At 71.9% G+C, this 10,876-nt stretch carries 11 protein-coding genes; 1 reads left to right on the top strand and 10 read right to left on the bottom strand.

Annotated features, from left to right (window positions below):
* The 10 genes from AOK09_RS11595 to AOK09_RS43135 all read right to left on the bottom strand — a co-directional run.
* Nucleotides 1-511 (bottom strand): nitroreductase family protein (locus AOK09_RS11595; protein WP_055587070.1); only part of this gene is annotated, 511 nt, incomplete at its 3' end.
* Nucleotides 508-1,788 (bottom strand): cation:proton antiporter, encoded by a 1,281-nt coding sequence (locus tag AOK09_RS11590; RefSeq protein WP_055587069.1) that lies wholly within the window; start codon nt 1,786-1,788, stop codon nt 508-510. The genes AOK09_RS11595 and AOK09_RS11590, both read right to left, overlap by 4 nt.
* Before the next feature lie 207 nt (nt 1,789-1,995).
* A complete protein-coding gene (locus AOK09_RS11585; RefSeq protein ID WP_055587068.1) occupies nt 1,996-3,099 on the bottom strand; it encodes an SAM-dependent methyltransferase in 1,104 nt (367 codons plus the stop codon).
* A 171-nt stretch (nt 3,100-3,270) separates the two neighbouring features.
* Complete coding sequence (locus tag AOK09_RS11580; protein ID WP_245687245.1) at nt 3,271-4,143, bottom strand: dimethylarginine dimethylaminohydrolase family protein; 873 nt, start codon at nt 4,141-4,143, stop codon at nt 3,271-3,273.
* 127 nt (nt 4,144-4,270) lie between these two features.
* A complete protein-coding gene (locus AOK09_RS11575; RefSeq protein WP_245687244.1) occupies nt 4,271-4,732 on the bottom strand; it encodes a GFA family protein in 462 nt (153 codons plus the stop codon).
* Nucleotides 4,732-5,595: a DUF3865 domain-containing protein gene (locus AOK09_RS11570; protein WP_245687243.1), complete on the bottom strand. Its 864-nt coding sequence runs from the start codon at nt 5,593-5,595 to the stop codon at nt 4,732-4,734. The genes AOK09_RS11575 and AOK09_RS11570 overlap by 1 nt, the downstream gene beginning before the upstream one ends.
* Nucleotides 5,592-6,872, bottom strand: coding sequence for a hypothetical protein (locus AOK09_RS11565; RefSeq protein WP_055587067.1), 1,281 nt, complete (start codon nt 6,870-6,872; stop codon nt 5,592-5,594). Before AOK09_RS11565 ends, AOK09_RS11570 begins: the two co-directional genes overlap by 4 nt.
* Before the next feature lie 84 nt (nt 6,873-6,956).
* Complete coding sequence (locus AOK09_RS11560; RefSeq protein ID WP_055587066.1) at nt 6,957-8,096, bottom strand: hypothetical protein; 1,140 nt, start codon at nt 8,094-8,096, stop codon at nt 6,957-6,959.
* Nucleotides 8,097-8,207: 111 nt separating this feature from the next.
* A complete protein-coding gene (locus tag AOK09_RS11555; RefSeq protein ID WP_055587065.1) occupies nt 8,208-9,284 on the bottom strand; it encodes a fatty acid desaturase family protein in 1,077 nt (358 codons plus the stop codon).
* A 115-nt stretch (nt 9,285-9,399) separates the two neighbouring features.
* Complete coding sequence (locus AOK09_RS43135; RefSeq protein ID WP_265736717.1) at nt 9,400-9,534, bottom strand: hypothetical protein; 135 nt, start codon at nt 9,532-9,534, stop codon at nt 9,400-9,402.
* A 434-nt stretch (nt 9,535-9,968) separates the two neighbouring features.
* Here AOK09_RS43135 and AOK09_RS11550 point away from each other — a divergent pair, with 434 nt between their 5' ends.
* Nucleotides 9,969-10,862: an amino acid--tRNA ligase-related protein gene (locus AOK09_RS11550; protein ID WP_055587064.1), complete on the top strand. Its 894-nt coding sequence runs from the start codon at nt 9,969-9,971 to the stop codon at nt 10,860-10,862.
* Nucleotides 10,863-10,876 lie beyond the last annotated feature (14 nt).

Here is a 10,876-nt window from a genome sequence, read left to right as displayed (position 1 = left end):
GGGCGGGGGTGCCGACGTACAGGTAGCCGAGCAGCTGCTCGTCGTCGCTGATGCCGAGGTGCTTGCGGACCTGCGGCGCGTCCGGCGGGCCGCCGAACCAGACCCCGCCCCAGCCACGCGCGTCGAGGAGCAGCAGCAGTGTGGTGGCCATCGCGGACGTCGCGGCCAGCTGCTCCCAGCGTGGGATGGTCGGGTGGTCGCAGGGCTGGAAAACGAGGCCGAGCATCAGCGGCGCGCGCAGGTGCTTGGCCGCGACCCTCTCGGCCAGGTCGACGGTGGGCGCCGCCTCGGCGGCAGCTTCACCGAGCCGGGCGCGGGCGTCGCCGCAGATCGCGATCACACGCCAGGGGCGCAGCTGCCCGTGATCGGGCGCGGAGGCTGCGGCCGCCAGCAGGTCGAGGAGTTCGTCCGGGCCGGGAGCGGGCCCGGTGAGGCGGATGGTGCTGCGCCGCGCGCGGATCGCCGCCTCGGCATCCTCCGCGGCAGGCCGAGTGTCGGGGGCGGTGGTCATCGGGTGCCTCCCGAGGTGCCGGTCTGCGCGGTGACCGGCTCGGCTGAGGGGGCCGGGGCGGTGAGGTCGGGAGCGCCTCGGGTGATGCGGTCGAGCAGGGGCGCGGTAACGGCGGTGGTCACGACCGCCATGACGACCATGATCGTGAACAGGTTCGTGGAGATAACACCGAGCTGGAGGCCGATGCCGAGGACGACGATCTCGGTGATCCCGCGGCAGTTCATCAGGGTGCCCATCAGCGCCGACCACCGCCAGTCGCAGCCGGCGAGGCGGGCCGCGCCAGCGGCGCCGACCCACTTGCCCGCCACGGCTATGGCCAGGACCAGCGCGGCCCAGCCCCACTGGCCGGCCGGGAGGTGGGAGAGGTCAGTGTGCAGGCCGGTGTCGACGAAGAACAGCGGGAGCAGCACCGGAACGAAGACCGCCTGGAGGCGGGCGGCGCTGCGCTCGACGGCCGGCAGGCCGCGCGGCACCGTCGCGCCGAACAGGAACGCCCCGAAGGCGGGGTGGACACCGATCCGGTCGGTGGCGCACGCGGCCAGAAGCAGCCCCGCGACCAGCAGCACCGTCACCAGGTCCTCCGAGCTGCGGGCGGCGCGCTCCAGCATCCGCTTCAGGACCGGGCGGGCCACGGCCAGCGCGGCGGTAAAGGCGGCGGTCAGAGCGAGGGCTGTGAGCGCGTCCAGCGGGGAGCCGACGGTGGCCAGGGCGGTGACGGCGATGAGCAGGCACCAGGCGAGCGCGTCGTCGGTGGCGGCGCACGCGAGCGCGAAGGCACCAAGGCGCGTGGTGGCCAGGCCCCGGTCGGTGAGGATCCGGGCGAGAACGGGGAACGCGGTGATGGACAGCGCGGTGGCGACGAACAGAACGAACGGCAGCCGCTGCACGCCGGGCGGCGCGAGAGCCGGGTACATCACCACGGCGAGGCCGGCCCCGAGGCCGAGGGGCAGCAGAACGCTGCCAGCGGCGACAAAAGCCACGGCGCGGCGCGTGGTCCGTAGGGAGTGGAAGTCGAGTTCGAGTCCGACGAGGAAGAGGAAGGCGAGCAGGGCGACGTTGCCGAGCGCCGAGGTGTAGGGCAGGACGGCAGGCGGCAGCAGGGCGCGCTGGACGCTGGGGGCGAGCCAGCCGAGCAGGGAGGGGCCGAGGAGGATGCCGACGGCCATCTCGCCGATGACGGGTGGCTGGCCGAGGCGGCGGGCGGCCCAGCCGCCGGCTTGGCAGGCCAGTACCACGGTCGGGACGGCGACGAGGACGAGCGAGAGCGGACTGGACAACGGCGGTCTCCGATCTCCGGGCGAAGGTCGGCGTGGGTGCGTATGCGCGAGGGGCTCGGTGCCCCGGCGGTGCGGGGCGCCGAGCTGGGGCGGCGAGGATCGAGTACGGGGCGGCCAGGTGCTCGACGGCGGTGGCACCTGTGTCGATGGCCCACAGCAGTGCCGCTGCACGGCGACTGCTCGGGCCGCCCGGTGCCGGACGTCCGGTCAGGCCGTGGGGAACAGGGCCTGGTAGACCGGGTGGGCCGTGAAGGGGCCGCCGTGGTGCGGGGACGCCAGCGAGCCGTGGTGCTCCTCCCCACCGGTGGTGCGCAGCGTGGCGCCGAGGTGGTAGTCCGGGTGGATGCCATCGTTGCTGAGGGTCGCCTCGACGGTGAGTTCCAGGACGTCTCCGGGCACGACCGGGACGGGCTCGTGGAAGAGCGGGAAGTAGATGCTGGCCCAGTTGGTCCTCATGCGCAGCGCGTCGAGGGGTTCTTCGTCGGGCGTGCACCAGAGGTTGAGCCAGGTGAGCACGCCGTCGACGTGGCCGGCCCGGGTGATGGCCAGGCGGATGGTCGTGCGCTGCTCCGTGCGCAGTTCGCCGTTGAACTCGAGCACTTCGACGGGCGCACCGTCGCAGAGCAGGGCGTCGGTGTGCGGGTTCTCGATCCGCAGCCGGATGTCGAAGGGGCGGCCGTGCCAGTCGAAGATGCTCTGCAGGTACGGGAGGGACGCCTCGGCGAAGGCGACGGACTGGCCGGGGAGCAGGTCGGAGAGACGGACGGCCGCGGCCAGGGTCGCTGCGCGGTGCGGGACCACCAGGCCCCCGGGCTCCAGGTGGCGGTTGCGGGCGTCGGTCAGGACGGCTGCCGCGCCCTCGGCGCCGGCCAGAGAACCGATGATCTCAGCCACGCAGACGTCGGCCTTGGGCGCGAACTGGAGGGTGGTCGACTCGCCGAGCAGGAGCGTGATCAGGTCGCGCTGGTCGAGGGCCGCCAGGTTGCCGGCGGCCTTGTGGAACGCGTCCTCGATGACCTCGACGGCCAGGGCGTGCCGGGCTCCGGCCTGCACGCTCTCGCGGGCCCAAAGGAGGTCTTCTCCGGTGCCGATGTCCAGGACGCGCCGGCCCGGCGCCAGCTTGGCCAGCGCGCCGAGGAAGCGCTTGTTGCGCTCATGGTCGGTGGTCATGGTCGAGTAGAGGAACTGGTCGTAGATGGGGTATTCGCCGACCGTCGGCCACAGGGCAGGGCGGTCCTCCTGCTCGGGCTCCGGGTCCACGTTCACCCGCACGGTGATTCCGTGTGCCTTGATCTCTCGGGTCTCGTGCATGATCCGCCTTTCGCGGGTGTGTCGCCCGGCGCGGTGCCTGTGCTCGGGGGTGTCAGCCGCCGCCGCTTCGGCGACAGGGCGAATGGGATCGGCGGGAGGTCGCCGTGCGGGTGCGGAGGGCCGGCCCGGCGGCCGGGTGGCTGCCGGGATCGGGTGTTGGGCGCAGCGGCTTCAGGTGCGCAGCAGGGGCAGGGTGGTGCAGCGCAGGGAGCCGGGGATGCGGGTGACCTCGGAGTAGTCGACGGTCAGGACCTCGAGTCCGAGGGCGGCCAGGGCGTTGGCAATGCGGTCGCTGCCTGCGGCGATGACGACCGTCGTGGGGGCAATGGCCAGGACATTGACCTGGACGGCGCGGGCCTCGGCGTCGGTTACGGGGATGAGGTAGTCGAAGTGGGCGTCGAACCAGCGGTTCTGGTCGGCGGTGAACACTTCGCGGTGGATGAGGGCGGTGCCAGGCGCGACCACGGCGAGGTGGTCGTCGAGGTGGACGATCCCGTCGACCGCGAAGGGCACAGGGACGACTTCGCGGTTGATGCCGTGCCGGGTGAGAGCCTCCTGGAGGGCAGCCGCCCCGTCGGGGCTGGTCTCCTCGCTCAGGCCTACGAGGATCCGGGCGGTGTCGGGGAGCAGCACGTCGCCGCCCTCGATCGTGCCGTGGGTGAGGGCGACGGGCCGCGCTCCGAGGGCGGGGTCGTTGAGGGCGTCGGCCTCGGGCAGGCGGTGTATGGAGTTCAGGCGCGCCTGGAAGAGGACGTGGTCGACGGCGAAGGCGATGTCGCGGGGGTAGTGCTGTGTGGAGCAGCCCGGCGCTGCGGGGAGCAGGACCACGTCGGTGCCGCGGTCGCGCAGCAGGCCGATCAGTTGGTCCTGCTGGGCGCGGACGGTGGCGGGGTCGTAGTGGGCCCAGGTGCTGGTGGCCTGCTGGCGGGCGAGGACCGGATGGACGTCGGGGCCGTCCAGCGGGCGGGTGAAGCCGCCGGCGTGGCGCATGGCCACGCGCTTCAGAGTTCCATACTCGGTGGCGACATGGACTCCGGCGCGCACGGGTCCTCCTGAGGTCGGTAGGGGCGCGGTGGTGTGCGGGGTGGAGGTGATCCCGGCACAGCCCGGTGGCGGCGGGTCTCCGGGGGCGAGCGCTGTCAGATGCGCCCGCCCCCGCAGGGTCCGGGGGTCAGCTGGCCGTGGCGGGCCGGGTGTCGCACTGGGCGAGCCAGTCGGCGGCCTCGGCGACCCGGTTGATGTTGGTGGGGGCCACGGCCGGGTCGGTGTCGTAGTGGTCGAGAGCGGTGGCGAGGATGCCGATGATCGTGTCGTCGCCGTAGTCGCGGGCGGCGATGTGGCTGCCGCACTCGCCGCAGAAGCCGCGGGCGGTCTTGCCGGGGTAGGTGTCGTACCAGCGCGGCTCGCCGCCCTCGCCGGTCCACTTCAGCCCGTCCATCGGGAACCCGACCCACCACTGGAACGGCGCGCCGGCTCGCTTGGCGCAGTGCGCGCAGTTGCACACGTGCGGGTCGTCCACCGGGCCGGTGACGGTGAAGCGGATCTTCCCGCACAGGCAGCTGCCGCTGCGGACTTCGAGGCCGGAGCCGGTGGCGGCAGCGGCGGTGGCAATGGTGGCGACCGTCTCGGACACTAGTTCAGTTTCCTCGCTCGATAGGCCAGTTGGGTCCACCAGTGTGCCATCGCACCGAGGATCTGCAGGAAGCCCTCCAGTGCCTGCGGCAGGTCGAGGTGGAAGAGGTCACTCTGACGGATGAACCGGGCCAGGCCCTCGATGTGGGCCTCCTCCACGCTCATTCCGCCGACCTGTGCGGCCTCGTGGCCTTCGTCGAGGTGCAGCCGGTAGTAGTAGTCCAGGTTCTTCAGCGCTGCGCCGCTGGCCCCGCTGGTCAGCTCGCCGTACCGGTCGGTGATGTCCCGCAGGATCTCGGTCTCGGCAACGGCGACGCCCTCGGTGGCGTAGTAGCCGCCGGCGATGAGGCCGGTCATGTGGGAGTTCACCAGGACCTGGTGCTGAAGGACCAGCTTGGCGGTCTCGTCGGCGGGAACGTGGCCGTTGACGAACAGGCCGAAGTCGGTGAGCAACGCGCGGGTGTAGAGGATGTAGTGGGCGGGGACCTTTCCGGGCTCGCCGCCCTCCTCCAGGAAGTTGCGGTCGAACTCATGCCCCAGCGCCGGGCAGGCGCCGTAGACCTGGGCGGCGGCCAGGCGCAGGAACTGCGCGTTGTGCCGGGCGAAGACCGCGAGCTCGGCGATGTACATGCGGGCCTGGGCCGCCGTGAGTGTGGCGGGGTCGACCAGGGCGCGGATCTGCCGGTAGATCGTGTCGATCATGGGCTTGAGGTGCTTGTCGACGAGGTCGTCGCCGCTGGTGCGCTTGCCCTGGATGGTGGCGTGGATGTAGCCGCGGGTCTCCGGGTTCGCCTGCAGGTACATCTCGACGAGGCTGGTGCCGCGCAGGTCCTCGAGCGTGGGCGCGGGAGCGGTGGTGGTCACTCGGTCTCCTCGGACGTGGTGGTGAGGGTCAGGCCGCCGGTGGCGCCGAGCGTGCGGATCGCCGAGACCACCTGCGGGTCGTCGGGCAGAGGGGTGGGGCCGTTGTTGAGGCGCTCGACCAGGCCGGGGGTGAGGACGGCGGGGTCGGCCGGCGCCTCGCAGCCGCGGAGGAACGCCTGCCGGCCGGTGACGATCAGCCGGTAGGGGGCGCGGACCGCGATGCTCGTGCCGGGCGCGAGGTCGGTGACCGCGAACGCGGCGGCGGCTTCGTCACGGGCGAGGTCGTTCTCGGTCTGCTGCCAGCCGCCGTTGCTGAGGACGGTGTGCCAGCGCTGGTGGGCGTGCTCTTCGGCGGCGGCCGTCGCTTGCTCGGCGGCTGCGGTGAACGCGGCTGCGGTCACCGCACCCAGTCGGCGGGCGAGCTCGCCGGGGCCGGCGCTCAGCGGCTGCATCGGGGACGGCCGGCCGGCGTCGGTGTCCGGCGCGCTGACCAGGAGGGACTCGACCATGTCCGGCGCGATCCAGCCCCGGGCGATCGCGGCGTCGGGGAAGGTGTAGAGGGGGATGGCCACACTGGCGGAGAACTCGCTCTGCCGGCCGACGTGGAAGACGCGCTCGGGCAGGAACAGCGCGTCACCGGGCTCCAGAGCGAAGTGCTCGCCGTGCTCCAGCAGCCACGTGTAGTCGCCGTACAGCGGGTCGCTGCCGCCGGTGAGCTTGCGGTACTCCTCGGCCGACCAGCAGTAGAAGTCCTTGGTGCCGGGCCCGTAGTGGGTGAGGAAGGCGTTCTCGTATCCCTCGTGGACGCCGAACGCGGTCCCGGAGTAGTTGCCGACGAAGGCGACCAGCTCGGCCCCGCCGGCCGGGACGCCCCAGCCGCCGATCAGCGCGCCGACGAACTCGCCCAGGCCAGCGGCCAGCGCCGGGCTGACGCTCTCCAGGGTGTTGAGGACCAGGCTGAACCGCTCGGCTCCGACCTGCTCCTGCATCCACGCGATGAAGCCGCCCTCCGGCCAGGCGTCGGCGCCGAGCACCTTGTCGACCAGGTCGGGGCGGTGCTCCTCGCCCACGTACACCCGGGCGTTCGCCGTGATCTCCAGTCCGGTGGCGTGGGCGCGGCGGATCGCGGCGAACCCGTCCAGGACGGTGGCCGCGTTCGCCGCCGAGGCGGGGACGACGCCCTTGAACAGGTACGGGCGCCTCATGCCGTCGGTCTTGGCTGGCAGGGTGTCGGTCCAGAACGCGTGAGGCGGGGGCCACTTTCCGGTGCTGCTCATGGCCGGGGTACTCCTTCGGGTAGGCGTCGGGTACGCGGCCGCGGGTGCGGCCGGGGGCGTGCGTGCGCGGGGCGGGCCGCCGGGTCAGGAGCTGAGGTAGTCCTCGGGGCCGCCATCACGGACGGTGTCGAGGGTGAAGCAGTGATGCCCGCCGCCGAACAGGCGCCGGTGGCGGTGGCGGACCGGGACGACCGTGAAGCGGCGCCGCTCCAGCACCTCGATCAGCTCCGGGTAGAGGGAGTTGACGACGACCGTGTTCTCGTCGATCGACAGGACGTTGATGTCGATGTAGCGGGACGCTGTGGGGATCACGAACCCGAACTCGTCGTAGTCGGGCTCGGGCACCGAGCTCGGCGGCGGGTAGATCGCCTCCCAGCTGCGCATCTCCTCCGGCAGGAGTTCGAGGTACTTCGGGTCGCGCAGCAGCATCAGGCCCGGGCGCAGGGGGACGACGATGGAGTCGACGTGGTTGTCGGCGATTCCAGGCAGCCGGTGCAGGCGCAGTTCGGGGAAGTTGCGGGCGAGCCACTGGTAGGCGAGCTCGTGGTTGTGGTTGGAGACGTTGACCAGCACGTCGCGGCCCAGGCGGATGCACTGCGCGCCGTCGAAGACCATCTCCAGGCCCAGGCCGTCGATGGGCAAAGCGTCCTCGCCGGCCATCGCCGCGGTGACGTCGATGCCGCTCCGGTCGAAGTAGGCGGTGTCGAGGGAGTGGGCGGCGAGCGCGGGCCGCGGCATGGACAGCCAGTTCGATCCCTGCGCGAAGTAGCGGTTGAAGTGGGCCTTGAGGTGGTCGTTCTCGAAGACCCTGCCGCGGATGTGCGGCGCCGTCTCCACGATCGTCGTCCCGAGGATGACCGCGTTGTCCCGGACGTTCAGCGGCGGCGTCGCGCCGCTGCTCCACCACGGGGAGGAGACCTGGACGTCCTTGCCGGGAGCTGAGGGGCGCAGTACGCGCACCCCGCAGCCGGCCAGGGCGTCCGCGAAGCCGGTGACGTCCTCGATCAGCTCCTCGACGATCTGCTGCGGGACCGACAGCCGACGCTGGCCGTCGGGCAGGTGAGGGGCGACGTTCTCGTAGTAGAACAGCCGCCAGCTGCTGTCGGCGTGATGCTCGGTGTAGTGGTCGGCGCGGCCGACGACGACCTCGCGCAGTCGGGTGAAGTCATCGAAACTGCGCACGCCCTGGGCGGGCGGGTCGAGCTGGGACTGGGGTTTGGTCATGGGGTGGCCGCCTCCTCGGCGGCGGGTGCCGGCACGGCCCAGGCGGGCAGGGGATGCCGTCCGGGCGGCACTATGGCGGGGCCGGTCGTGGACAGTCATGGAAGGAATTGGTCAGGCGGCCGCGCGCCTCGCGACCATGGCCTGCTGGGCCGCGGGCTTGGCAGTGAGGCGGGTGATGATGTCCTCGATCACGCACGGCACCTCGGGGGTGGAGCCGCGGCGGGCGAAGTAGCCGGAGCACCACGGCACCTCGTCCCAGCGCTCCAGGCGCTCGGACAGGAGGGCCTTGGCCTCGGGAAGGCGACGCCAGGGGATCTTGGGGCACCAGTGGTGCACCGGGTGGAACATGTCGTCGAGGTGGCCGCCCAGCAAGTGCCGGGTGAGCCAGTGCGAGGACCAGCCGCGGGTCTGCAGCAGCACGTCGTCGCTCTCGATCAGGCCGGCGTGGTTGCCGAGGTCGGTGATCCAGGTGACCACCGGCCGCACGAACACCAGCGGGACCAGCCAGTACAGCAGTAGCTCGCCCAGGACACCGCAGGACCAGCAGACGGCGGCGACGCCGGCCCACAGCACCGCGCGGGCAGCGGGCGCCCACCTGCTCTCCCGCGGGCCGCGGGTCACCAGCGTCCGCAGCGCCGATGTCGGCAGTCGCCACAGCGCGGCCTTGACGATCACCCGCAGCACGAAGGCGGTCCGGCTCGTCGGCGCCCGGACGGTGTGAAGGCGCCCGGCTCGGTACGACTGGAACATCGGGTCGGCTCCGGTGCCCAGCTGCGCATGGTGCACCCCGTGGGTGACCCGGTAGGGCCGAAGCCCCTCTCCGAGCATCCCGGTCAACAGGTACCCGACCAGGCGGTTGCCGCCGGCGGTGGTCAGCAGCTTTGCGTGGACGCACTCATGCGCCAGGTTCGACAGGTGCCGCTGGCGAACCCCGATGTACAGCACCGCGAGCAGCGGCCCGACGACGTGCCCGGCCAGGGATCCGACGAATGCCGCCACGACGATCGCGCCGACGTCATACGCGACATCCCGCAGGCCGACACTCGGAGCGCCGCACAGGTCCTCCAGCTCGCCGATCAGCTCCGGCCCCAGCGCCTGCCGAGCCGCGCCGGATGCGCCGGTCGAGTGCCGGGTGCGCCTCGGTGTGTTCTCGCTCCGGCGTATCGACCACCGGCTGGGCCTGCCCATCTGCTCTCCTCCTGACATCGCTGGGGACTGGATCTGGGCCTTCCGTGAGCCACCGACGGTGGGCGGGGCGCCCGCCCACCATCAGCAGCACGTCAGCCGATCAGGACGATCGGGGTCAGGCGGCGGCGCCGGGGCGCGTGCCGAGCTTGACGCCCGGGCGCATGCCGAGCTTCACGGCGGCGCCGGGGCGCATGCCGAGCTTGACGGTGCCGTCACCCGGGCGCATGCCGAGCTTCAGGGTCTGGTCCATGGGTTCTCCTCTCGGGCTGCGGGCATGCCGCAGCCACGCGTGGTGAATCGGATGGTCGAGCCAAGATCTGCACGGCTCGAAGGGACCGGCCGGGCGTTACATCGAGGGCGCTGGTGAAACCGTCGCGCCGAGTGGCCGTGCCATCACGCTAGGGCCGCACCAAGGGCAGCGGCAACGGTTCATGGCGTTGCGCCAGGTGCGCCGCGACGTTGCGTACCCGTTGCGTCGATCCTGCCGCTGGCCTGGGGAAACGCTCCTGCGAGCATCTGGAAACCCGGCTAACGGCCGCGCGCCGGACCACTGGGCCGGTGCGCGCCGTCTTCTGCGCCGCGACGGCGTGCGGCTACCTTGAGGCGCTCCCAGAAGGGCGCAACGCCCAAGCGGCGCGAAATCAACAACTCCCTTTTCCTGTATTTGAGTTGAGGGGAAAACGCATGTCCTCACTGTCCGGTCCCATCCGCACCAAGGCTCACGTGCTGCACAGCCTGCGGGCCTTGCTGCACGACGAGGGCTTTACCGAGCTGATCACTCCCGTCGCCCGCCGCGCCGACCTCGGACCCGGCCGTCGCGCACCCGCCGGCGTCCACCAGGGCCGGTACCTGCGCGCGATGATCGGCCCGGCGCTGCGCGTCAACGTCAGCACCGAACTCCCACGGGTGTACGAGATCGGCCCCTGCTTCCGGCCCGAACCCCCCGACGCCCTCCACGCCTCCGAGTTCACGATGCTCGACCTGTACGCCGCCAAGCTCGGCTTCGAAGAGCTGATCGACCTCGCCTGGCGCCTGGTCGGCCCGCACCTGCCTCACTACGCCCCCGAGCAGCTCTCCATCGCCGACCACGTCCACGACGCGTTCAGCATCGACCTGCGCACCGAGCCGATCGGCGACCTGCACCCGCGCATGGCCGCCCGGATCGGCGCCGACCCGGCCGAGCCCTTCCGTGACGTCCTCGGACGCTACGTCGCCCTCGAACTCGAGGCCGGCACCGCGGGCCGCGCGGTGTTCCTGACCGACTACCCGACCGGAGGCGACGAGCCGTGCGCCCGCCTGGCCCACGGCACCACCGCCGTGCTGGAGCGGTTCGAGCTGATCGTCGACGGCATCGAACTCGTCCACGGCTACACCGACGAGACGGACCGCAACGCCTTCACCGAACGCGCCAAGGCCGTCGGCCTCTACGACGACGAGCAGCAGCTCGCCCTGGACGCCGTCGACGCCGGCACCGTTCCCGCGGACACCGCTGGCCTCGGCATCGGCATCGAGCGGCTGTGCGCCGCCTCCACAGGGCAGCGCGACATCACTCCGTTCCTCCAGTCCCCCCAGTTCTGACGCTCGGATCCCAG

Origin of the sequence: Peterkaempfera griseoplana (assembly GCF_001418575.1) — a bacterium.
GTDB classification, from domain to species: Bacteria; Actinomycetota; Actinomycetes; order Streptomycetales; family Streptomycetaceae; genus Peterkaempfera; species Peterkaempfera griseoplana.
This window is presented reverse-complemented; position numbering and strand designations above follow the sequence as displayed.